The organism is Microcoleus sp. K4-B3, from assembly GCF_036704615.1.
Lineage (GTDB): Bacteria > Cyanobacteriota > Cyanobacteriia > Cyanobacteriales > Microcoleaceae > Microcoleus.
The window spans coordinates 288,236-311,840 of sequence record NZ_JAUBSF010000001.1 but is presented as its reverse complement, the minus strand read 5'-3'; the positions used below and the strand labels follow the sequence as shown (position 1 = coordinate 311,840).

General features: G+C 45.8%; 22 protein-coding genes and 1 tRNA gene. 8 read left to right on the top strand and 15 right to left on the bottom strand.

What is annotated here, in order from left to right; translation table 11 throughout:
* Nucleotides 1–253: 253 nt before the first annotated feature.
* Entirely contained in the window at nucleotides 254–3,829 is a 3,576-nt protein-coding gene (locus tag QUA78_RS01235; protein WP_333300159.1) for a PAS domain S-box protein, read from the top strand.
* Nucleotides 3,830–3,923: 94 nt separating this feature from the next.
* Nucleotides 3,924–3,997: transfer RNA gene (locus QUA78_RS01230), tRNA-Val, on the top strand.
* 199 nt (nucleotides 3,998–4,196) lie between these two features.
* Here QUA78_RS01230 and QUA78_RS01225 read toward each other — a convergent pair.
* The 6 genes from QUA78_RS01225 to QUA78_RS01200 form a co-directional block, all read right to left on the bottom strand.
* The gene (locus QUA78_RS01225) at nucleotides 4,197–4,943 is read right to left on the bottom strand and encodes a hypothetical protein (RefSeq protein WP_333300157.1); all 747 of its coding nucleotides are present in this window, start codon (nucleotides 4,941–4,943) and stop codon (nucleotides 4,197–4,199) included.
* A gap of 12 nt (nucleotides 4,944–4,955) precedes the next feature.
* Nucleotides 4,956–5,492 carry a hypothetical protein gene (locus QUA78_RS01220; protein ID WP_333300155.1) on the bottom strand — a complete coding sequence of 179 codons (537 nt, stop codon included), beginning with the start codon at nucleotides 5,490–5,492 and terminating at the stop codon, nucleotides 4,956–4,958.
* Nucleotides 5,493–5,497: 5 nt separating this feature from the next.
* Nucleotides 5,498–6,319: a TIGR04255 family protein gene (locus QUA78_RS01215; RefSeq protein ID WP_333300154.1), complete on the bottom strand. Its 822-nt coding sequence runs from the start codon at nucleotides 6,317–6,319 to the stop codon at nucleotides 5,498–5,500.
* Between the two features lie 83 nt (nucleotides 6,320–6,402).
* Entirely contained in the window at nucleotides 6,403–6,570 is a 168-nt protein-coding gene (locus tag QUA78_RS01210) for a hypothetical protein (protein ID WP_333300152.1), read from the bottom strand.
* A gap of 183 nt (nucleotides 6,571–6,753) precedes the next feature.
* A complete protein-coding gene (locus QUA78_RS01205) occupies nucleotides 6,754–6,915 on the bottom strand; it encodes a hypothetical protein (RefSeq protein WP_242728623.1) in 162 nt (53 codons plus the stop codon).
* A 7-nt stretch (nucleotides 6,916–6,922) separates the two neighbouring features.
* Nucleotides 6,923–7,921 carry a hypothetical protein gene (locus QUA78_RS01200; protein ID WP_333187837.1) on the bottom strand — a complete coding sequence of 333 codons (999 nt, stop codon included), beginning with the start codon at nucleotides 7,919–7,921 and terminating at the stop codon, nucleotides 6,923–6,925.
* 345 nt (nucleotides 7,922–8,266) lie between these two features.
* Here QUA78_RS01200 and QUA78_RS01195 point away from each other — a divergent pair, with 345 nt between their 5' ends.
* The 4 genes from QUA78_RS01195 (at nucleotide 8,267) to QUA78_RS01180 (ending at nucleotide 9,971) form a co-directional block, all read left to right on the top strand.
* A complete protein-coding gene (locus tag QUA78_RS01195; protein WP_333160548.1) occupies nucleotides 8,267–8,566 on the top strand; it encodes a helix-turn-helix transcriptional regulator in 300 nt (99 codons plus the stop codon).
* A 312-nt stretch (nucleotides 8,567–8,878) separates the two neighbouring features.
* Complete coding sequence (locus QUA78_RS01190; RefSeq protein WP_333300150.1) at nucleotides 8,879–9,127, top strand: helix-turn-helix transcriptional regulator; 249 nt, start codon at nucleotides 8,879–8,881, stop codon at nucleotides 9,125–9,127.
* 57 nt (nucleotides 9,128–9,184) lie between these two features.
* The gene (locus tag QUA78_RS01185) at nucleotides 9,185–9,466 is read left to right on the top strand and encodes a helix-turn-helix transcriptional regulator (protein WP_333028172.1); all 282 of its coding nucleotides are present in this window, start codon (nucleotides 9,185–9,187) and stop codon (nucleotides 9,464–9,466) included.
* 235 nt (nucleotides 9,467–9,701) lie between these two features.
* Nucleotides 9,702–9,971, top strand: a complete 270-nt coding sequence (locus QUA78_RS01180; protein WP_333160550.1) for a helix-turn-helix transcriptional regulator — start codon at nucleotides 9,702–9,704, stop codon at nucleotides 9,969–9,971.
* 39 nt (nucleotides 9,972–10,010) lie between these two features.
* Here QUA78_RS01180 and arfB read toward each other — a convergent pair whose 3' ends face one another.
* The 3 genes from arfB to gnd form a co-directional block, all read right to left on the bottom strand.
* Nucleotides 10,011–10,424, bottom strand: a complete 414-nt coding sequence (gene arfB, locus QUA78_RS01175) for an alternative ribosome rescue aminoacyl-tRNA hydrolase ArfB (RefSeq protein WP_333300148.1) — start codon at nucleotides 10,422–10,424, stop codon at nucleotides 10,011–10,013.
* A gap of 314 nt (nucleotides 10,425–10,738) precedes the next feature.
* Complete coding sequence (locus QUA78_RS01170) at nucleotides 10,739–11,158, bottom strand: restriction endonuclease (protein WP_333300147.1); 420 nt, start codon at nucleotides 11,156–11,158, stop codon at nucleotides 10,739–10,741.
* Between the two features lie 126 nt (nucleotides 11,159–11,284).
* Nucleotides 11,285–12,739 carry a decarboxylating NADP(+)-dependent phosphogluconate dehydrogenase gene (gnd, locus tag QUA78_RS01165; protein ID WP_333300146.1) on the bottom strand — a complete coding sequence of 485 codons (1,455 nt, stop codon included), beginning with the start codon at nucleotides 12,737–12,739 and terminating at the stop codon, nucleotides 11,285–11,287.
* Between the two features lie 290 nt (nucleotides 12,740–13,029).
* Here gnd and QUA78_RS01160 point away from each other — a divergent pair, with 290 nt between their 5' ends.
* Nucleotides 13,030–13,449, top strand: a complete 420-nt coding sequence (locus tag QUA78_RS01160) for a hypothetical protein (protein WP_172187549.1) — start codon at nucleotides 13,030–13,032, stop codon at nucleotides 13,447–13,449.
* A 168-nt stretch (nucleotides 13,450–13,617) separates the two neighbouring features.
* On the opposite strand, the gene QUA78_RS01155 is transcribed toward QUA78_RS01160, so the two are convergent.
* From QUA78_RS01155 to QUA78_RS01130, 6 genes are all read right to left on the bottom strand, one after another.
* On the bottom strand, nucleotides 13,618–15,483 hold the full coding sequence (locus QUA78_RS01155) for an ABC transporter ATP-binding protein (RefSeq protein WP_333300145.1): 1,866 nt from the start codon (nucleotides 15,481–15,483) through the stop codon (nucleotides 13,618–13,620).
* A gap of 22 nt (nucleotides 15,484–15,505) precedes the next feature.
* A complete protein-coding gene (locus QUA78_RS01150; RefSeq protein ID WP_333300144.1) occupies nucleotides 15,506–15,877 on the bottom strand; it encodes a GNAT family N-acetyltransferase in 372 nt (123 codons plus the stop codon).
* Between the two features lie 243 nt (nucleotides 15,878–16,120).
* Nucleotides 16,121–16,405, bottom strand: a complete 285-nt coding sequence (locus QUA78_RS01145; protein WP_333398511.1) for a DUF1778 domain-containing protein — start codon at nucleotides 16,403–16,405, stop codon at nucleotides 16,121–16,123.
* A gap of 412 nt (nucleotides 16,406–16,817) precedes the next feature.
* Nucleotides 16,818–19,154, bottom strand: a complete 2,337-nt coding sequence (locus tag QUA78_RS01140) for a glycoside hydrolase family 31 protein (protein ID WP_333300142.1) — start codon at nucleotides 19,152–19,154, stop codon at nucleotides 16,818–16,820.
* A gap of 810 nt (nucleotides 19,155–19,964) precedes the next feature.
* The gene (locus QUA78_RS01135) at nucleotides 19,965–20,324 is read right to left on the bottom strand and encodes a group 1 truncated hemoglobin (RefSeq protein ID WP_333160123.1); all 360 of its coding nucleotides are present in this window, start codon (nucleotides 20,322–20,324) and stop codon (nucleotides 19,965–19,967) included.
* 176 nt (nucleotides 20,325–20,500) lie between these two features.
* A complete protein-coding gene (locus QUA78_RS01130) occupies nucleotides 20,501–21,040 on the bottom strand; it encodes a hypothetical protein (protein WP_333300141.1) in 540 nt (179 codons plus the stop codon).
* Nucleotides 21,041–21,259: 219 nt separating this feature from the next.
* Between QUA78_RS01130 and QUA78_RS01125 the strand changes: the two genes are divergently transcribed.
* Nucleotides 21,260–23,473 carry an ATP-binding protein gene (locus tag QUA78_RS01125; protein ID WP_333300140.1) on the top strand — a complete coding sequence of 738 codons (2,214 nt, stop codon included), beginning with the start codon at nucleotides 21,260–21,262 and terminating at the stop codon, nucleotides 23,471–23,473.
* Nucleotides 23,474–23,605 lie beyond the last annotated feature (132 nt).

Below are 23,605 nucleotides of genomic sequence, written 5' to 3'. Positions count from 1 at the left end.
AGACGAATTTGTAGCGGTGCTGTCCCATCAGTTGCGATGCCCGTTTGCTTAAACATTGAATGGCTGAGGTTTGGCGCATACTATATATTAGGATTTACGCACCAAAAGCCTAAAACCTCGATCCCCCCTTTTTTAGGGGGGAACAGTCAAAGTCCTTAAAAAGGGGGGCTAGGGGGATCTCTGCGTAAGTCCTGTACATCTTGATTCCCTAACAATAACTGGCAGAATAGGTAAATAGGCAGGACGAACCGCAATGAATGTAGAACGTACAAACTCCTTGAATCATCGAGAAGAGCTTACTGTAAATTTTCCTCAAGAGCTATGTACGGACTGCCAAGCAATTGAAGCACGATTTGCGGTGATAGTCGATCGCATGGCTGAGGCCTTCATTTCTATTAATTCAGAGTGGCACTGCACCTATGTCAACCATAAAGCAGAGCAGCTTTTAAACAGGAAGCGGCAACACCTAATCGGCAAAAATATATGGACAGTATTTTCGGTCGATATTACCTCTGAGCTATATAAATATTGTCATCAAGCGATCGCAACGCCAACTGCAATTGAGTTTGAAGAACACTACCCCTCACTCAACAAGTGGTTGAGAATTCGCCTCATCAAGAGTGAAGATGGCTTACTTCTTTACTTCCAAGATACTACTGAAACATCTGAAGTCGATCGACAATTGAAAGCCGAAATCGTCAAGTGCCAGCAGGTGGAAGCCACTCTTCACAAAGAACAGGACTTTTTGAAGGCAATTCTAAACAACGTTCAAGCTGGCATTGTGGCTTGCGATGCCGATGGCATATTGACGGTATTTAACCAAGCAGCTAAAGATTTCCATGGATTACCTCAGCAGCCAGTTCCAGCGGCTCAATGGGCTGAATATTATGACTTGTATTTGTCAGACGGCAAAACACGCATGAATACAGAGGATATTCCCCTGTTTCAGGCATTGCAAGGACAGAACGTTCGTGATGTGGAAATGATGATTGTTCCCCAGCAGGGAACTGCGCGAATGCTGTTAGCAACTGGACAGGCGATTATTGCCGCAAACGGCGAAAAACAGGGTGCAGTTGTCGTGATGCACGACATTACACAACGCCAGCAGGCAGAAACTGCTCTGCGTGAGGGTGAAGCCCAATTATCGAGCATCTTCCAAACTATTCCTGATGGCATCACCATTCTAGATTCTACCGGACAGATTATTGCGGCAAATAGGGCAGCAGAGAGAATTTTAAGATTGACTCTCAGCGACATTGTGGAGCGAGGCTATAACGATCCATCCTGGTTCATTACAACCGTGGAGGGTCATCCTTTCCCAGAAGATGAACTGCCGTTTGCGAGGGTGATGCAAACTGGTGAGCCTGTTTATAATATTGAACATGGCATTACCCATGCTGATGGAACTCGCACGATTCTCTCGATCAATGCTTCCCCTTTGTTTGACCCAGAGGGACAAATTATCAATATCATTGCTGCTTTCAGCGACATTACTGAACGCAAGCAAACCGAAGACGAACGAGTACAGCTTGTTCAAGAACAGGCAGCCCGTGCTGTAGCAGAGAATTCTCAACAACAATCAGCATTTTTAGCGGAAGTGAGTGCTGTCCTTTCCTCTTCACTAGAGTATGAACAAACTCTCCAAAGCGTTGCAAAGCTGGCAGTTCCTTATTTTGCAGATTGGTGTAGTGTCGATCTGCTGAATGACGATCGCACGATCGATCGGGTTGCAGTTGCTCATTCCGATCCCGAAAAAGTGAAGTTTGCGTGGGAGTTGCCTCAACGCTTTCCCAGACATCTCGATGATGGGTATGGCATTGCTAAAGTCATGCAAACAGGACAGGCTGAAATTGCAATTGAGATTACCGATGAACAGTTAGTTGCCGCAGTGCCGAATGCTGAATACCTGGAAATCTTACGTGGAGTTGGGTTAAAGTCCTGCATCATTGCACCGCTACAGGCACGCGGGCGCGTGTTGGGCAGCATTACGTTGGTGTTTACTGAATCCGATCGCCGCTATTGCCTGGAAGACATCGCTCTGGCTGAAGATTTGGCTCAGCGAGCAGCGATCGCCATTGATAACGCTCGTCTCTATAATGAAACACAACAAGCGAAATTAGCCGCCGAACTCGCTGCTAACCGGACGGCTCGACTGCTGGCGGTGATGACAGCTTTGTCTGAATCGCTAACCTCGGCTCAAGTGGCTCAGGTGATTATTGAACAGGGAATGTCTGCACTGGGAGCAAGTTGTGGTTTGGTTGCGGTATTAAACCAGGATGCAAGCGAACTGGAGATTATTCAAGCGATCGGGTATGAGCACGTAGGAGAATTTCTGCGCAGTTTTTCGATTCATGCGCCCTATCCTCTCGCAGAAGCCGTGCGAACTGGGCAACCTGTTTGGGTAGAAACCATCGAAAACCGAATTGCCCGTTATCCTGATTTAGCTGAAGCTTATGCCAAGGCTGGTTCAGAAGCCTGGATTTCAGTGCCATTGTTGATTGAAGGACAAGCCGTTGGTGGGCTATCGCTCGGTTTTTCGACCGTTCCCCAGCTTTGTGAGAGCGATCGCGGTTTCGTTTTGGCACTGGCACATCAGTCGGCGCAGTCGATCGACCGAGCAAGACTCTATGAGTCTGAACAGCAAGCACGGGCAGAAGCCGAAGCCGCTAACCGAATCAAAGATGAGTTCTTAGCGGTTTTATCTCACGAATTGCGAACTCCGTTGAATCCTATTCTGGGTTGGACTCGGCTGCTGCGAAGGGGAAACCTGGATTCTGGCAAAACGGCGGTAGCTCTCGAAACGATTGAACGCAACGCCCAGTTGCAAGTTCAACTGATTGAGGATTTGCTTGATATTTCTCGCATTCTGCAAGGCAAGCTGAGTTTGAACTCTACTCCTATTAATTTGAAAACAACTCTTAAAGCCGCGATCGAAACAGTTAGTTTAGCCGCCGAAGCGAAGAACATTCAAATTAAAACCCAGCTAGAACCCAATGTGGGTGATGTGTTAGGAGATGCTACCCGATTGCAACAGGTTGTCTGGAATTTGCTCACCAATGCCATTAAGTTCACCCCAACTGGAGGTAGAGTTGAAGTTGAGCTAAAAACGATTGATTCATCTGCTCAAATTCAAGTCAGGGATACAGGGAAAGGGATTAAGCCAGAATTTATTCCCTATGTCTTTGACACATTTCGACAAGCCGATAGCAGTATTACGAGAACATTTGGTGGGTTAGGGCTGGGATTAGCGATCGTGCGTCACGTCGTTGAGCTACATGGTGGAACTGTCAAAGCCGAAAGTTTTGTAGAAGGACAGGGAGCAACATTTACTGTCACATTTCCCTTATTAGCCAGAAGCAATGAGGCAAACAGCGATCGCAAGGAAAATCTATCACTCAATGCTCACACTTCTCCCTTGGCTAGATTATGTATTTTGGCAGTCGATGACCAACTAGACAATTTAGAGTTAGTTCAATGTATCTTGGAGCAAGCGGGAGCCACCGTGATCTCTGTATCTTCAGCAACAGATGCGCTACAACTACTTAATGAATCTAAGCCAGATGTTTTGATTGCTGATATTGGAATGCCACAAATTGATGGCTATAAGTTGATTGGTCAAATCAGACAACTATCCACAGAGCAGGGAGGACAGATTCCCGCGATCGCACTTACTGCCTGTGCCGGAGACATCAATCAGCAGCAAGCGCTAGATGCTGGCTTTCAAAGGCATCTTTCCAAGCCGGTTGAGCCGGAAATGTTAGTGCAGACAATTGAGCAATTGCTCGATCCAATTGGGATAAGCAGAGCATTAAACATCTCCGAAAATTAAGCTTCAGCTACCTCGGTACAAGGATTTCAAGTTGATTATTGGAGATGTCTTTTGAGTATAGTCTGGGAAAATGTCACGAATTGAAGTGATCGACAGACGCATAGTTCAGTTGGTTAGAGCACTACGTTGACATGGTAGGGGTCACTTGTTCGAGTCGAGTTGTGTCAATCAAAAGGAACCAGAGTTTACGAGTCCGGTTTCGTCGAAGCGGTTTATGGTATCGTGGGATTTTAAAGGGCGATCGAAGCGTTTACAATACTGCGGCGTAAGTTAGTAACTTGTAACAGATTTGTTTTATAAAGATGAGTTAAAGGTTAACTATTATTTATTAATCATGGTGGAATTTTTTCTAACCATTTCCTGTTAGTTATGTTGACAACCCAAGCTCAGTTACTAGGTGCGATAATATACGTTTTTGGGATTCTTTATCCATCGCTTGTAGCTTTTTTATTACTTCGGCTTCAGTTTTATCAGGCTTAGAACTTGCGAATGGTGGTATATCTGTAGGTAGTCCAACACGCATAAAGTATCTAGCAAGTGCTTGGGCAAGCTGCTCCCTGTATGGTGGAAGTAGCCGGATACGCTTTTCTGCTGCTATTGCCAATCTGCGAACAAAAGGCAGTGGAAGCGAGTAGACACGGCGAAAATCCACCACTCTAACTTCACGATGGAACTCAGGCAAAGAACATTCACCAAGAACGTGATACCCAGGAAGATTCCCACGTCGTGCCTCTTCCATTCCCACGTTTGAAGCCAAATAGCCTTCCTTAAGTTCCGAACGTTTCCATACGGCACAAAGTAGTGTTTCTGTTAACTTTTCTCGACCTTTTACCATGTCGCATGACTGTGACATAATAATAACGTCTTGCGGCCTCCATTGCCCTTTAATTTTTATATTATTAAGCTGGTCTTTTGTTATCTCAGCTAGGTTTTCTGGCAACTGAAAGACTGGACAATCTTCAAGGATATCGCCCTGTTTTATATCTTCTTCTTCCCCACTCACAAGCTGATACCAGGGATACTGATTTGTTATTTCTAAAATTAGCTCCCATTTTTCAGAGTCACTGAGTTTTGATAGAAATTCTTTCGCTAGATTGCGGCTATCAGAATCCATGCTAATTTTTCCTCATTCATCCCAAGGATCGGTAACAGGAATAGGTTGACTACGACCCCTATATTCAAATTCTAATTCTATGGTGGCCGCTGGTTTAAGTGGAGGATTTTCTAAGTAGAAATCCCAGTCAAGCACATCTTCTTCACGATCGGCCGGTGAAACTAAGAATTTATTTACATTTTGTTGCTGAGGATGGATAGCCTCAACTTTTTTAGGTGTACGGGGTAAATTTTTTGACCAATCACTGCTGGGAGATGACAGAAATCTACCACGCCGTTCTTTTGGATCACTTTTAATAAAATTAGCTTGATGGCCAACAGGTTTAGAAATTATAGAACCCATATTTATCTGCGTTCGGGGGGAAAGCGGATAATATTTTCTAACTTCAGCATTCCCAGACTCAGCCGATCTCTGTGCTAATGAAGGAACGTATGGAATCCTTCGGACAGGAGTGGAAGAAGAGTTTTTCGGAGATGTTTGGAGCGTTGTTAAAACATTTGCTTCTTCTTCTTGTTCGACTTCCTTAAAGGAAGATGTAATCATAGTCATAAGCTTTACCCTCTCCGCTTCCAAATATTTGTCTGGATTTTTTTATCAGTTAAATCAGCAAATGCCTGTAGAGTCCATTCATGTGCCACATCAAACCAATTTTGCATTAAATCCAAAGAGCTATATTTGCCAATTCCCCGAACACTTAATTCAAAAAGAAGAGTGGGATGGTTGTCAGCAAGTCCATTCCTGATCGATATATGTAATCTGCCCAATTCTTCGGGCAAATCAAATGTCGTATGCCAATGAATATATTGAGGTTTTGGAAGAAATCTCTCTAGACTGTTGTGCCATTTAAAGTCAGGAAAAATTTGGCCGATGTCCTCAAGAGTTTCCCATGCTTCTCCTTGTGAAATTTGATTGACATAACTTAGTTCATATTGACGTATGTGAATTGTACCTAGCTCCGCCTCTTGTAGGAAACCATTAAAGCTTGTCAAATGACCTTGAAATGCTTTAATAAGGCTGTCATATCTAGGATACTCACTATTTGGACTAATTTTTCTCCAGTTATGAATCAGCCGATCTCGCTGGATTTGGACAACCTTTGTTTCATCAGAGCTAATGAACCATACTCTGGGCAAAGGAGGAATATCACTTACTTCCAGCATAGTTTCAATAACCTGATTATTGAAAACTTCTACATTTCGTGCTAGGGGATAAACCTCGTCGCAAAACGGGTAGTCCGGTTGGAACCTCTGCCATAACAAGCCGATATGGGGAGTCAGTAAGGCTTCGATAGGGTCGAACAAAACACTGCAAATCACCTCATTAACAGGTGGTTTCTCATAAGATAGTAATTGCCTGCTGTCTACGCCTAATGTCACGCTGCCTCCTGTGGTTTCCTGAAAAAACTACTCCTTAGATTTATACTCTAATATTCAGTCTAACTCAGTATGAACCACCTTGCTCAATCGTTAAGATAACGTTGGCTCCGATCGGCGTATCCTCGCCGACCATGCTTTTTGTCCCGGGCGAACAGGGCTATCAGCTTTTCCGGTTGAGACTGTTGATGCCAAACCATCCAAGTTTTAAGAGCTGAGGGTTTTTGGTGTTCCATCGTCTCTACAAAAGTCATAAAACACCGCAGACATCACCCGTCTACCCACAACGCTGGCACCTTAAACCCCGGCCCACACTTGGGACACTCCGATCGCAATTTTAACCAATGTCGATCGCCCCCCAGCATCCCCAAATCCTATCAAATCCGATCGCCAGTCGATCTCAGGACACGGGACTGCGCCGTGTCCTTAGCCGTAACTTACCTGCGACAGCCTTGGGCGATCGCCCTTAACACCGCTAGCCGCACTTCTGGATGAGATTTCTCAAGCCCGTTAGCCCGAAAAATCCAGTGTCCGCCGCCCGCGTGCTCGATCGCAATCTTCTGACCGTCAGGCAAAACTATTTGCCACCAATTCAACACAGTGGCTTTAATAAGGTGGCACTGAATTTCGTTCAGTTGAACCTCCATTAATTTCAGTTGACGCATGATTGGATTTTGGGCAGATGACTTCATGATTTTTCTCTTTAAATGAATTCGACTGTTTCTCGGCTTTGATTTCAGTTTGCCGATTTTTCAACTTAACTTCACCTTCCGAACTTTTCGCCTTTACTTCCCCTTCCGAACTTTTCGCCTTTACTTCCCTTTTACCACCTTTAGGCTCAATTTTGACTCCAAAACCTTTAGACTTAACTTTTCCTTGGGCAGAAGTTGAAGTCTGTTCCGTTGCCGGCTTCTTAAACTCCGCGTCTAATTGGTCTAAAATCTCCTCTTGTTCGGGAGTATGTTCCGCTGGCTGCTCTAAATTTCTGGGATTGTATTCGTCAACCAACCTTGCCAAAAATTCCGAAATTGACAGTCCGGCTGCGGCTGCTTTTTTCGTTAAAAGGGCGTAAGTGTCGGTTTTAATCCGAATTTGTTTGAGCCGGAGGTTGGGATTGTTGTCAACTGTTTCGGCAATAGTTACTGCCGTAATCCTTTCTTTTGGTATGACATCAACAACTTCTTGCCACTTTTCCTGTAAAGGACTGTCGCCGTATTGGTCGGTGATTGCGTGTTTGAACAAAGGGACAACTTGAGCAACGCAGCTCGGCAAAATCTCAAATCCGGCTTTAATTAAGCGCAGGCAAATGCCAGCAGATTTGATAATTTGCGTGCAGTAAAAATACTGTCTGCCTAATGCTTGTTCGCAGTAACTTTTAAAAGTTTTGAACTTGTGTTTGTACAATCGCAGTTTTCGGATCGCGTCCAGCATGATTCCTTGACGCACGTAGTCTAGGAATCCCCTTTTAATTTCGCCTGTCAAGTAGTCTAAATCGTGAAAGGGAGATTGATTCTGGATTTCTTCTTCAAAGTCTAGCAGCGGGCCTGCAAAGTGAAAGTTGGAGGCGACATCGCCTAGGTAGAAGTTGTCAATTGATGTGGACATGATCTGGAATGGTTCGAGAAAGGGCACGATAGCACGGAACTTGTGCGATCGCAAAGTAGAAGTTTTGGTCTGGATCTTTGATACAATTTTGAGCTGGGCACTCCTGTGAGGTCGATCGACCTTTTACATGGAATCACCTCCTCGGGCTTGAGGAAAATAGGCTTGAGGTATGCGCCCAACCCCCAAAAAAACGCTTGGGTATGCAAGCACAATTGATAGACACTACAAGTAAGGCGGTTCTTCAAACCTGCATTTTGACGAAAGTAGGCTCGCCCGGCCGCCTTTTTTGGGTGGATCTACATGAAGTGTACTTCATCAAAACAACCAAGTCAAGAGGTTAGCTTCATGAAACAAACTTCATGCACTGTGGAAGAAAATTTGCAAGAAAAGGAGAAGTCCCCATTAAGGCTTCTCAGAGAACAAGCTGGGCTAACCCGCCCTCAAGTCAAACAACATATCGGCGTTTCTGAGCGGATGCAAGCTGACTGGGAATCAGGAAAGTCCATGCCAACTGTTGAAAACGTAGCTGCACTGGCTAACCTGTACCAGGTTTCTCTAAAAACTATGTTTGAGCTTTTAGGATTAGATGTAACCAAAATTCCCGATGACTTACCAAGTCGATCGCCCTCGCAGAATGACAACTAACAAGTACAGCGAAGTCATGGTCTGGATGTTTGATACAATTTTGAGTTGGGCTGTGAGGTCGATCGACTTTTTACATGGAATCACCTCCTCGGCGTTGAGGAAAAGAGGCTTGAGGTATGCGCCCAAGCCCCGAAAATACTAAGGCTATGCAGGCATAATGGGTAGACACTACAAATAAGGCGGTTCTTCAAACCTGCATTTTGACCTTGGAGGCTCGCCCGGTTGCCTTTGTTTTGCCTATCTACTAGCAGTTTAGTGCCAGATTCCATTTTTGTCAAGCACTATTCTGCTAGCAATTAACTGCTACAATTGATGGAAGCTAAAGATCAAGAAACCATAACCTTGAAAAACCTTAGAGAAAGTGCAAATTTGACCCAACCCGAACTTAGTCGTCGAATGGGCGTAGGAATTCGCATTATTGGCGATTGGGAACGAGGAGAATCAATTCCTCGCTTCGATCGGGCTATTGCTCTGGCGCGCGAGCTAGGCGTGCCACTAAAAACACTTGCTAGATGTATGCGACTAGACGTAACCAAAATTCCCGATGACCTATCAACGTGAAGTTTACGTCTTATCAAACTCTTTGTTAAGACGTTTGCATCATGAATATTTCGTCCTATGATAGAAGAAGATTTACAAGAAAAGGAGAAGTCTCCTTTGAGACTACTCAGAGAACAAGCTGGACTAACACGCCCTCAAGTCAAAGAAAAAATTGGAATTTCCGAGCGAAGACAAGCTGACTGGGAATTAGGCAAGGCTCTACCTAATGCTGAAAACATACTTGCTATGGCTAACCTGTACCAGGTTTCTCTAAAAACTATGTTTGAGCTTTTAGGATTAGATGTAACTAAAATTCCCGATGACTTACCAAGTCGATCGCCCTCGCAGAACGACAACTAACCCGCAGGGGTTCGGAAATGTCAAGGGAAACGGGTTTGAGTCATGCACCCAAGCCCGGAAAATAGGCTTGGCTATGCAGGCATAATGGGTAGAAACTACAAATACGGCAGCTTGCTAAACCAAAGCGTTTCCACCGTCCGGCTAAAGCAGCGGCCTTTCTGTTGTCTCTATCTTTAACAAGGATACTTGTAAACCTCTCGGTTGTCAACAAGTTTGCTTGTGAATTTCCCATGATATGCCCCGAAAGAAACAAACTCAAGAGTCCAAAGATATACCAGCACTGCAAATCTTGCGGGAGGCTGTTGGTTTATCGCAAGCAGCTTTAGCAAAACAAATTCCCGACAAAACGGGCGCAAAAACCCTAAGTCAACAAGCAATCAGTAACTGGGAACGAGGCCTAGACGAACCCGAACTGACGATTGCTCAAATGAAAGCTCTTTGCAAAGCTTTGGGAAAAACGCTTAACGATTTACCGGACGACTTAGGCCCACCAAATCCCGACTGACAAATAAAAAGTCAAAAAGCCCGATCGACCTTTCATCGATCAATCCGTGACTTTCCCTCTCAGAGCTTTAATCTGCCCTCGCTTGGTTTTGCTGTCGAGACGCTTGCGCTGGGAACTACGAGTTGCTTTGCTGGGTTTGCGCCTTTTCGGTATGACGATCGCACTTTTAATCAGTTCTAGCAGCCGTCTCAAAGCCTCCTCCCGGTTTTGTTCCTGGCTGCGGTGTTCCTGGGCTTTGATAACAATCACACCTTCGGAGGTGATGCGCTGGTCGTTGATTTGCAACAAACGCTCCTTGTAGCGATCGGGCAATGAGGAAGCTGGGATATCAAAGCGCAAGTGAATCGCACTCGCCACCTTATTTACATTTTGTCCCCCCGCGCCTTGAGAGCGAATCGCACTAATCTCGATTTCGCCATCTGGAATGAACACAGTATTAGAAATTTGTAACATGATGAATAAGTGAAATTAAAGATACTGAGAAAGCAGTGCATCTTTTATATATAACTTACTGTAGTTAGGGAACAGGATATTACCCACAATCTGGACACGGCAGTGCCGTGTCCCTACAATTAATCGGGGGATGGTTGCATCTGGTGCGAGCGCAAGCGATTATTTTGGGGTAGGGAAACGGCACTGCCGTGTCCTCTCCGTTGCTATTTTTTGACTAACAGTAAACAGTCAACAATCATGGATGAGTGCCACCGGAATCGATCTTATTTACACTTCTTAGCTGTCAGGATGAATTCGATGAGTCTTTTTCGATCCTATAACTCTACGCCGTTAGATTCAGCAAGGTTGTAAGCATTTTCGGTAAATCTGTTGTTGGTGATGACTCTTCCTTTATTTCCTTTGTAATGTCTGACGGCTCCTGCTACTTCTTGAACTGCTTTAATACCAACTGGATTTTTGCTTCTTTTCGCTTGAACTACAGTTTTCGATCCATCTTTGTATAAAATTAAATCCGCCCCATAATCTTGACTATCTTGAGTTAAAGTAACACCATAACCAAAGTTGCTAAAATGGACATAGAGAAAATTTTCAAACTCTTTTCCCGTCATTGAATCCACTTCCAGAATACCACTGTCTAATAAACGTTTGCTTGACTCTTCTTCTTTCAATGTATCCAATACCGATGCCGCAATATCACCTATAAATGCAGCCGATTTTAGTATAAAATTTTTCATAAAATTACATTTGTTTTAAACGAGTAGTTAGGATTGTACCCGATTTACTCAGTAACAAACGTCAAAACAATTTGCAACTGCCAATCAATTCGTAAGGTGCGCCGAAACGCACCCTACAAAAATTAATTAGTCCGTAGTACCTGTTTGCAGCGACTCTTTAGCAGTCTGCGTCCACTCAGAGTGGAAGAATTCGCCGCGCGGTTTGTCGGTGCGTTCGTAGGTGTGAGCCCCGAAATAATCACGCTGAGCTTGCGTGAGGTTTTGCGGCAATCTTTCGCGCCGGTAGCTGTCGAAATAGTCCAGCGAGGCGCTAAATGCCGGTACTGCAATCCCCAGTTTGCAAGCAGTAGCTAACACGTCCCGCCAAGCCGATTGGCGATCGAGAATGCTCTGTTTGAACTCCGGCGCTAACAGCAAATTCGGCAACGTGGGATCGTCCTTAAAAGCTGTTTTAATCTTGTCCAAAAATCCAGCCCGAATGATACAGCCACCTTTCCAAATTCGGGAAATTTCGCTCAAACTCAAGTCATAGTTGTACGACTTCGAGGCCGCGCTCAAAAGTGCCATACCTTGCGCGTAGGAGCAAATCTTCGAGCAGTAAAGCGCATCCCGGACTTTGTTCACAAACTCTTTAGTATCGCCTTCGTACTTGCCGCTAGGCCCGGTCAGTGTTTGGGAAGCTTTAACGCGCTCGTCTTTGTAAGAAGACATGATTCTCGCATTCACAGCAGCGATAATTGTGGGAATGCTCACGCCCAATTCCAAAGCACTCATAACAGTCCAGCGGCCGGTGCCTTTTTGACCGGCTGCGTCCATAATTACCTCAACTAAGGGTTGCTTAGTTTCCGGGTCGTTGTACTTGAAAATATTAGCCGTAATTTCAATCAAAAACGAGTTGAGTTCGTCTGTGGTATTCCATTCGGCAAAAACTTCCTGCAACTGCTTGCCGTCCAATCCACCAACGTTTTTGAGCAAATCGTAGGCTTCAGCAATGAGCTGCATATCCCCGTACTCAATGCCGTTGTGAACCATCTTCACGTAGTGACCGGCGCCACCGGGGCCGATGAATGTGACGCAGGGGCCGTCATCTACTTGAGCCGCAATTTTGGTGAGAATTGGCTCTAGTATGCCGTAAGCAGCGTGGGTGCCACCGGGCATCAAGCTAGCACCGTTGAGCGCGCCTTCTTCGCCGCCGCTGATGCCCATGCCGACAAATCCCAGTCCCGCTGCTTCTAAATCTTTGGTGCGGCGTTCGGTGTCGTCGTAGAGAGAGTTGCCGCCGTCAATAATCATGTCGCCCGGTGACAGCATGGGTTTGAGCTGGTCGATGACGGCATCTACGGGTTTCCCAGCTTGCACCATGACTAAGATTCGGCGCGGGGTTTCTAGGGCATCGACGAATTCTGTCAGAGTCTTGGCGGCTACAATGTTTTTGCCTGGGGCGCGTTTTGCCATGAAGTCGTCGGTTTTGGCTGCTGTGCGGTTGTACACAGCCACGGAGAAACCTCTGCTTTCGACGTTGAGCGCGAGGTTCTCGCCCATCACTGCTAGACCGATTAAACCAAAATTTTGCTTTGTCATGCTAATAACCCGCTGGTTGTTCCCGCTTGAGGATAGATTTGCGAGAGAGGAAAGCGAGGCGGGGTGTACCGCTTTCCGGTGGACTAAAAGTATTGGACAATAGACCGAGGAGGTTTAGGTTTATTTTTATATTCTAAGAATTGCTGTTTGGTAAATCAGTAGGGTTTTTTTAAGATTTAAGGGATATTAAAGAGCTCGGCGGGTGATAATAAAGCAGATATTCAGTCGATCGCAGTAACGGTAGATACAAACAAGCGGACATTTTGAGCAAGATTTAGGAGACTGTAACTATGGAAGATTTGCAGTATCTCGCGGCCTGGGTGAAGGAGCAACACGCTCGCGAGTATATTTTGACTTGGCTGCTGAGTCAACAGGGGTTGTGGTGGTCAGATGGGGAAATTTATCAGGCAGTTTTGCAAAAGTCGGGAAAGCTGTTGAAAGCTTATGTTCAAAAAAGGCAAGCGGGAGAGTTATTTGAGGGAATTTCTGAGAAGTTGGTAGGAGATGATAATTGGGATGATCTGGTGGTGAGTTTAGGGCGAATTGTTGCTCTTTATCAAGAGGAATTGCTGAAGTTGCAAGAGCGCGATCGCCGGGGTGATGGGGTAAAAAAAAATTTGATTAGCCAACCGTTGACTGGAGATTCTTTGTCGCTTGAAGTGCAGCAAGCTTTGCCCGATCCTTATGCGGATACGCTGACGGGGAGATAGTCATGGGGCATTGGGCATGGGGCATTGGGCATGGGGCATTGGGCATTGGCCAAACAGGGCATTGGGCGGAGCGAAGCGGAGGGATTGGGCGTTGGTTATTCGTAACTAATAACTAATAACTAATAACCCATAACTCATAACTCATGACTCATAACTAATGACTAACGACTAAATATAGCTGCTAGCTTGACGGGTGAACATTGAGCAGTAAATTCCGTTTGATGCTATCAATTCGTCGTGAGTTCCTATTTCTGCTATTTTACCGTTTTCCATGACGGCGATACGATCGGCAATTTTGGCTAAGCCCAATCTGTGACTGATGACTATGGTTGTTTTCCCGGCGGCTATTTGGCGGAAGATGCTGTAAATTTCGTGTTCTGTCTTGGGGTCGAGGGCGGCGGTTGGTTCGTCAAAAATGAGCATCTCGGCTGTGTCAAGCCGCATTAAGGCGCGGGCGATCGCAATTCTTTGCCACTGTCCCCCCGATAAGTCTATGCCGTCCTCTAATTGTTTCCCCAAGGGTGTTTCTAAACCTTGCTCTAAACTGTTGACTTTTGCGCTAATTCCTGCTTCGGAAATAGCTTCGTTAATTGCGCTGTCATCCGACAGGGAAAGCAAGTCGCCGAAACCGACGTTTTCGCGAACTGTGGAGGGGAAACGGGCGTAATCTTGCATAACGACGGCGATGCGCGATCGCACGTATGCTAGAGAGTACGATCGCAAATCTTTGCCATTCCAGGCGATCGTACCGCTTGTCGGGTCGTACAGGCGACCGAGGAGTTTGCCAAGGGTCGTTTTACCCGCGCCATTTTCACCAACAAGCACTAGCATTTCACCCGGATTAATCGTTAAATTGATATCTTCAACGGTGCTTTTATTGCTGCCGGGATAGCGAAAAGATAAATGCTTAATCTCAATGCCAATTTTATCTTTTGTGGATGTGGCATCTTGCCCGCCATCTGGTAAACTAGGCAGGCGAGATGCTACATCTCCAAGCGGAGACTGCAATTCTGGTTTGAGTTCCAAAAGTTGAAAAATCGGACTAACGCTGAGTGAGATATCGTACAAATTAGTAGAAGTGCTAATCAGCATCTGCAAACTTTGCTTTACTTGGACAATCAAACCAGAATAGAGTGCTAAATCGCCCAAAGTATAGCGGCCACCCAAAGCTCCAATTACTACATAAATAAATGGCAAAGCCACTCCGATTCTACTAAACATCGACCAGAAAAGTACAACAAAAGCTCCTTTCTTTCGGATTTGCTGCATCTCGCTAAAAAATTGCAAAAACTGCTCCTGCCAGCGTTTGAGCCAAAGTTCTTGCAACCCAAACAAACGCAATTCTTTAGCATATTCTTCGCCCGTCAAGACTCTAGCGGATAAGTTCATTTCGCGGCTGATTTTAGCTTGCTTTCTTTGAACTCTCCAGATGATTCGGCTATATTTTCTTTGGGTGTAAATTGAGGGAGATGATGAGATTAACATCAGCAATGGCACCCACCAAGCTATCGCGGCAGCAAGGCCTATCGATGGGATAAATATAAAAATTCCCGTGATGGTCATGCTGATGGTAAAGGCTAGTTGCTGTATTTTGGATACTCCGCTTTTCGCGAGTTCTACTATATTTAATAGTTCGGGGTTTTCAAAGAGGGCAATATCGTCGAAATTGGCGACTTTTTCCAGGACTTTTCCTTCGACAAAGCCTTGAACGCGATCGCGCAAAGATGTCGCGACAAAAGAGTTCATTGTGTCTAGGGCATCACCGACTAACTTGAGACTTAAGACTCCGCCAATACTCCACAGCAATATTGGCCGGGAAAGCATCAAAGCAAAGGGCTGTGCTGTTTGGGTTTGCGACAGCAACCGAGATACTTCATCAATGATTAATTTATCTAAAAATAGCACGGCAGAGGGGGCAGCACCGCTGATGATGTTGAGTAATATTAAATTGCGGAGTTCTATTGGTGCGGCTTTGATTATCAGGCCCAAGCTGCGCCGCAAAGCTTGGAATGTGGTAATTTGGATGGGTTGCATTATTTGTTGTTACAGATAACTGTTAACTAAACTCTTCAATAATTGTTTCTATTGGCAGAAATAGCGATAGTTCTCGATCCTGAAAGGGAATAAATTCGTGTTTTAGATAAAACTCCTTGGCCTGCAAATCGATCGCATCAACTCTGACTGCAAAGATGCCAATTTCTTGAGAAGCGCGAACAGTTCGAGCGAGCGCATCTACTAACAAATCTCTGCCTAAACCTCGTCCTTTAACTGAGTTATCGACGGCAAGCTTGCCAATCAATACTGCTGGAATTGGATAGGCAGGCATCCGGCGCTGGTAAGATTCAGGTAGAGACTCAAACTCTATAACGCTGGAACTAACTGTATAATAACCGTCAATTTTTAAGCCTCCTGATGCTGAAATTGCCACAATAGTTTTAGCGGTTCCTTTGTTGTGATTTTGCCTAGCATATAGCCTTTCTCAGAAAGATGAGGTACTCATGGGCATAGGGCATAGGGCATAGGGCATAGGGCATAGGGCATAGGGCATACCTCACTTTTTTGAGAACCGCTATATCTTTTCAAGTATTCATTCAAAATAGGATAACCGCAATCAAAGGAAGCTCTTTGATGGTTTTTGGCAATTGACAAAAAATTCCAGGTCACGCTGCTGTTACTTCTCGTATTTCTCTCTATATTTTTTGATGGCGGATTTGAGTTTTCCCTTGAGTTTTGGCGGGTTTTTCATAACTGATAGAAACAAATCCCGATCGCGATCGGACAAAATTAGCCTTTCATAAAAATCGATCTCCTGTCTCGCTGCTGGTAGTAGGTAAAAGAGCGTATAGGCACTCAGGGAAACTCCTTTGAGACTGGCGGCGCGTTCCAGCAGTTCTTTTTGTTCCTGAGTGACTCTCAAATCGATGCGGCAGTCTTTGACTTTTGAGGTTTCTGGCAAAGTCAATTCCCCATTGACTTTGGTATCGATTAATATTATAGCTTTTGAGGCGGACAGCGTACACACAAATTATATAATATGCGTTTACATCAGAATAATACCGAGAACGCGAGAACGCGACAGCTCGCACTGCACGGGTGAAAATTACCATCGCGATACCAGCGTCTATAATATTAGATAAAATGCGTTGAAACTGAGATGTTGCACCATTCTCAATAAGCTTTTTATGAACAGGCAAGATGCCTGTTCCACAAAGAGTGAATTTTCTCGCTTCACAGGCATCTTGCCTGTTCTTGAGAATGGTGCAAGATGTGAGTTGAAATGAACTTGATGCAGCAGGGAAACAGCAAGAACCTAGACACAGAAGGACACAGCAGTGCTGTGTCCCTACGGAGATAGGTGATAAAATTTGTTAAAATGTCAAAAAACGCCGAACCGTACCATCATCTGTAAATTGCTGTTCGCCAAGGCCAACAACTTCCACAATAACTTCGCGTTCTGATATCAAAAATTGGCCCTCGCGCGCGGCAATTTCAACGATGATTTTTTCCCCTTCCAAATACACCTTGTAATTAGTCGTAGCCCAGACACCTTTTTCATGTTCAAAACTGTGTCCGTCGTCCTCATAAAGCGTCCATTCACCGCTTCCGGGCCAAATTCGCATTTTTAATGACTCAAGCGGTTCTTCGCTGACAAATTGCCTCACAGGTGCGATCGCAATTATGCCCCCGCCCCGCACGTAAAGCGGCATTCTCTCCAAAGGTGCATAAGCTAAAATGTGCGTCGGGCCCTGATAGCATTCGCCCGTCCACCAATCAAACCAAGTCCCCTCCGGCAAATACACGGCGCGATGCTCAACTCCCGGCCGGTAAACAGGTGCAGCCATCAGCGACGGGCCGAGTAATACTTGATCGTAAAGGTGATAAGTTGCCCGATCGCGCGGAAAGTGATACAGTAGCGGTCGCAAAATCGGCGTTCCCGTCGTCGCTGCTTCCCAAAACAACGTGTAAATATAAGGCAACAACTGATAGCGCAAATTGATGTATTCGCGGCAAATCTTCTCAGTGCGATCGCCAAAAACCCACGGTTCGTGCTGCGCCGTACTAATCGCCGAATGACCGCGCATCAAGGGATACAGCATTCCCACCTGCATCCACCGCGCGAACATTTCGGCGGTTGCATTCTCCGCAAAACCCCCGATGTCGCAACCGACAAACGCCACGCCGGAAAGCCCCATATTGCAAAGCATCGGCATCGACATTTCTAAATGATCCCACAGCGATTGATTGTCGCCCATCCATACCGAGGAGTAACGCTGAACGCCCGCAAAACCCGATCGCGTCAGCACAAAAGATCGCTCGCCCGATCGCACTTTTTGCAAGCCCTGTGCACAAGCTTTCGCCATCATTAAACCATACAAATTGTGCGTTTCCGCGTGGGTGGCGCCCTCGGATTCCGGGCCTTGCGGTGCATCCAGCGGAAACCAGATGTGTTGGTGGCCGTCGCCAAAAGGCCGTTCTGCGATCGAAGGTTCGTTCATGTCGTTCCAAATCCCCGCAACGCCCATATCTGTAAGGTTTTTGTGCAATTCGCCCCACCACTGGCGCACCTCTGGCCGCAGGAAGTCGGGAAACACCGCTTTTTCGGGCCAAACGTAACCGTGAAATAGCCTTCCCTCGGCGGTGCGGACGAAATAGTCGTTTTCCACACCCCGATCGAATACTTCATAATCTCCTTCCGGTTCGTACTTGACACCGGGATCGACAATCGTGACAACCTTAAAACCGGCTGCTTTCAAGTCTGCGATCAGTTTCGCGGGATCGGGGAAACGCTTCGGGCTCCAGGTAAAAATGCGGTAGCCGTCCATATAGTCGATGTCAAGGTGGATGACATCGCAGGGAATCGCCCGATCGCGAAATTGCTTCGCCAACTCCCGCACAACGTCCTCGGAGTCGTAGCTCCAGCGGCATTGGTGGTATCCCAGCGCCCATTTTGGCGGAAGCGGCATCCGGCCGGTTAACTGGGTGTAGGTAGCGAGAATTTGGGCGGGTTCCGGGCCGTAAATGATGTAGTAATCGAGTTCCGGGCCTCTGGTTTCCATCCGCAAAACTCCCGGTTGTTGGGCGCCGATGTCGAATTGACTCCAAAATGTCGTGTTGAAGAAAATGCCGTAAGCGCGATCGGGATTCAGGGCGATGTAAAAGGGGATAGCCTGGTACATTTCATCGCTGAGGGAATTGTAGTCAAGCGCGTCTATTGTCCAGTTTGTCTTGACTTCGGAGAGTTTGTCGAGAAAGCCGGTGCGTTCGCCAAAACCGTAGAAGTGTTCGTCTGCTTCGATGCGTTTCCAGCCTGCGGTTGCGCCGGTGCGCCATCCCATACTAGGATCGCAGTCGCTAGCAAAGGGTTTTCCCGATTTGTCAAAGCATTCGATTGCAGAGCCAGATCGCTTTACAGAAATCAATATTTGTGCGGTTTCAATTTCTATTTTTTCGTCTGTTTCTCGCACTTCAAATGGTGTGATTTCCCACTCTTCGTCAGGGACAGTTATTGAGTGCGATCTGCTTTTGAATTCACCTGTCGGGGACATTCGCACTCTGATTAAATTCGGCGCGAGGATGCTGAGGTTTAGGGAAGTTTCGCCGCAATTAAAGTGAAAGGTGCGATCGGTTTTATTTATGGATTCTACCGAACCGATTGTTGACCAAGGCTGTTCAGTAGTTTGGAGTTTTCCGAAGTATTGTGGCATACACTCTGACTCGAAATATTATAGATTTTGCTATGAGCCGTTAAGGGTTGTCATCTGGCAAAAGGCCGAACTAAGTAAATGAACTAATTAAACGTAAAACTATCTCGCTGTTAGAGCCCCGACTTCTTAAAGAAGTCGGGGCTCTGGGTGTGGTGTTTTTTTGAGGTGGGTCTAGTTACAGGCTATTAAGTTTTAGGATTGGATAGGAACCGTTGGCGAAGAGCAAGTAAATGGCTAGTATTAAGCTTAGTAACTCTAATCCACTCTTGATTTGGAGAAGGATCTTAATTTCGTCTATGACTCTTTTCATAGCTTTTTTCCTCCTTTTGCGCCGTCATCTGTAGACCGGCTTTTTGATTTTTTCGGTAGCTTAGTCGCCACGTAAACGAGCAGTGTAGCCATATCCGCCATGCTCTTAGCGTTCGCCAACAAATCCCTCCCTTCAGGGGAGAAGCTTTTGGATCTCAGAAACAAAAAAATTGGTTTGTCCGATCCTAATCATAGATTAACGCAACCTAACACTTATTTTTGACGGGTTTTCAGGGATTGAGTAGCGTGATAACCGAACATGGCTAGCAATGGGAAATAAATCGCTCGCGCTATAGCTTCCGACAAGTCCTAGGGGGTATCAGTTAAATAAATATAGCAATCCTCCCATCAATTGTGAACTCTTCTCTTCTCTTCCTTCGCGTCTTCGCGGTTCGTTAGGTTCGACACAAAACGAAGTGGATCTTTCGCTTCACAATCACGAACTCTCCACTTTTATCACTATTCTAGTGGCTGCAAAAACCCTATTGCCTTCACTCGATCTTACTTGTACAAAACAGCCTCTTTCAAAGTCGCGATCTTACCTAGCGCTTCATCGAGATCCTCTTGGGACGCGCCGTGGGCAACTATTGCATCTGTCAAATGCTTCACAATCGCATCAAAGTGTTCTGGCTGTAAATTCAAACCTGCGTGTGCCTTCTCCATTGAACGACCTGAGTATTGCTTGGGGCCGCCGAGGGCATAAGAGATAAAAGCAGTTTGATGGCGGCGCTGCTTTTCCATATCTGTATGATCGAAGAAGTGGCTCACTATCTCGTCAGCCAAAACATCGCGGTAAAAATCATCAACCATCTCTTTAATGGCTGGCTCTCCACCCATTTTTTCGTACAATGTTGTTGCCATATCGTTTCAGCGAGTTGTTTTTTTTCACTTACTCTTTAATTTTAGCTGGCAGCTTTGCTTTTTTCACCCTGTGAAATATTAATTTAATCTGAAATAATTACTTAGTAACTGTTGCGGCTGGTGGTATTTTTGAGATCGCCCTCTATTTGTAAACTTTATTAACGTTCTATTGCCAGTTAGATATAGTCGATCGCCCTCCCAGCATTTTGACCTAATGTAGGGAGTGCTTGTTTTAGCAAGATGTTTCGGACACAGCAGCAACACGCATCTGTTTTCCAGCTAGCAAACTCAAGAAATCGGTGAGCAAACAGTGGCCAGATGCGATCGCAATTTACGCGATCGCCCCTGCAATTCCACAAGTTAAAATAAATGGGCGATCGGCTGCTGAGCGGCATCATGTATAATTGAATTGCAAATATAATCGAATCACAACGACGATCGCCTGTATAGTAATATTTGGCAGTTGCGAGTCGGTTGCGACACTTCCGGGCGATCGCAATCTGTTCGCTCCGCAGCAAGTTGCCTTTGGAAAGAAAAATAATGCCAGCGTGAACTTCGCAGGCGCGTGCGAACCTCTCGAAATCGCCGACATTCGCTGTCACCAGTATGCGATCGTCCGCACCGAGCAAACCGCGATCGCAAACTGCAACTGCATCAATCAAAAGCTCTTCGCACAGATTGCGCGCTACAGCAGGCGAAAGAGCCTGGTCAATCAAAATCTGCAGTTGCTGAATACAGGTATGAATGGAAGATTTCCCAATTGCTATAAGCCAAGTATGGTGAGTTTTGTAACATCAAGCGAAAAGTTGATTCATACCGTGAATCAGCAACGCCAAAACTTTTAACGATCCTGTTGAGGGCAGATCGAAATTTGGACGATCGGCACAAATTACTGCAAGCTGGAGTTGTCGTTCTCGATCCCTGATTTACAACTCATGAAAAAGCCTTCATCCAGCAAAGTCCGGGCATTCCCGTTGCAGCTTGTCCTGATTGTTCCCTTCGTGCTGCAAGTTTTTGGCGCTGTGGGGCTGGTGGGATACCTATCGTTCAAAAATGGTGAGAAAGCGGTTCAGGATCTAGGTGAGCGGTTAATGCAGCGCACCGGCAGTGAGCTAGATCACCATTTGGATGCCTATCTGTCGATTCCCCAGCAAGTCATCCAGATCAATGCCGATGTAATTCGCATGGGATTGCTCGATTTGCGCGATCGCAAAACCCTCGGCAAATACTTCTGGCATCAAATGCAAGCCTACGACCTGAGCTACATTAGCGTAAACCTTCCCACAGGCGAAGCCGCAGGAGCCGCCCGCTACGATGGTAAGACTGTCAGCATCGATGATATACCAACCAAAACCCCAAGCCTGCCCAACAATCAGACGACTTACTCAACCGACAACGATGGCAACCGGACTCGCATTTTAAACACAAGTCCGTGGGATACCCTCAACGAGCCTGTGTATACTAAACCTGTGAAAGCAGGAAAACCGATATGGAGTGGGATTTATACCTTTTACAATCCCAGTTATCCGCCCTACATTGCGGCATCAGCAGGTCGTCCAGTTTATGATGACAACAAAAAACTCATTGCCGTGGTGGAGGCAGATATCCATCTATCAAAACTGAGCGAATTTTTGCGAAACTTAGATGTCAGCCGCTCCGGGCAAGTATTTATCATGGAGCGCAATGGGATGTTGGTTGCCAATTCCTCCCAGGAGCAGCCTTTTATCGTAGCCAATAACGAAATTAAGCGCCTCCAGGCTACCGACAGTTCTAACCCGGTTTTACGGAGTATTGCCCAGCAGCTTCAGCAACAGATTCCCGACTTTCAGACTATTACCAATACTCAAGAAGTGAACGTCGATTTTCAAGGAGAAAAATATCACACGCATATTGCGCCCTGGCGCGACAAATATGGGTTGGACTGGTTGGTAGTAACTAGCATCCCGGAAAGCAGTTTCATGGCACAGATTCATGCCAACACCACAACCACGATTATCCTGTGTTTGGGGGCGCTGGCAGTGGCAACGGCGATCGGCATTTTCACCTCCCGCTGGATTGCCCGTCCCATCCGGCGCTTGAATCAGGCAACTCAAGCAATGGCATCCGGTGATTTAGAACAAACCGTCGAACCAGGCAACATCGCAGAACTCAACATTCTCGGCCGCTCTTTTAACCACATGGGAGGGCAATTGCGCGAATCTTTCATCGCTTTAGAAAACAGCAATGCAGAACTAGAAGCGCGAGTAGAAGAACGTACCCTTGAACTCAAAACCGCATTAAAGGAATTGCAGCGCACTCAGGCACAGGTGATTCAAAGTGAAAAAATGTCTAGTTTGGGACAACTGGTGGCTGGAGTTGCCCACGAAATTAACAACCCAGTCGGCTTTATTCACGGAAACCTCGCTCACGTCCAAGAATACACCCGGAATTTGTTAGATTTTTTGCAACTCTACCAACAACACTATCCACATCCGGTGGATGAAATTCAAGCCGAAGCCGAAGAGATTGATTTGGAATTTATTCAAGATGATTTGCCAAAAATGCTGTCATCCATGCAAATCGGCACCGATCGCATTCGGAACATTGTGCTTTCCCTCCGCAATTTTTCCCGCACCGACGAAGTTGATATTAAAGCAGTAAACATCCATGAAGGCATTGACAGCACTCTGATGATTTTGCAACACCGCCTCAAAGCTCGCTCAGAAAGACCGGAAATTCAGGTGATTAAAAACTACGCTTCTCTACCGCTGGTGGAGTGCTATGCAGGCCCGCTCAATCAAGTGTTTATGAATATTCTCTCCAATGCTATTGATGCCTTGGAAGAGAATAATGCGCGGCGGAAGTACCAGGAAATTAAAGAAAATCCCAGTCAAATTACCATCCGAACCTCTGCAATCGATGCCGAGTGGGTGGAGATTGCGATCGTCGATAACGGTTCGGGTATATCGAAAGAGATTAAGCAGCGCATTTTCGATCCTTTCTTCACAACTAAACCGATTGGCAAAGGAACGGGAATGGGGATGTCGATCAGCTATCAAATTGTTACTGAAAAACATGGGGGCAAGCTGGATTGTTTCTCTATTATGGGTGAGGGAACAGAGTTTTTGATCGAGATTCCTGTTAGACGGAAACTTGGTCACGCTAGCTAATACTAAAAATAGTTTTTAATTTGGATTTGTTGGTCTGAGTTTTGCCATCGGTCGATCGCACTAACGGGACTTAAACAAAAAATACGATATAAACGAGTTATAATGTTTACAGGTCAAGCACATAACGTTCAA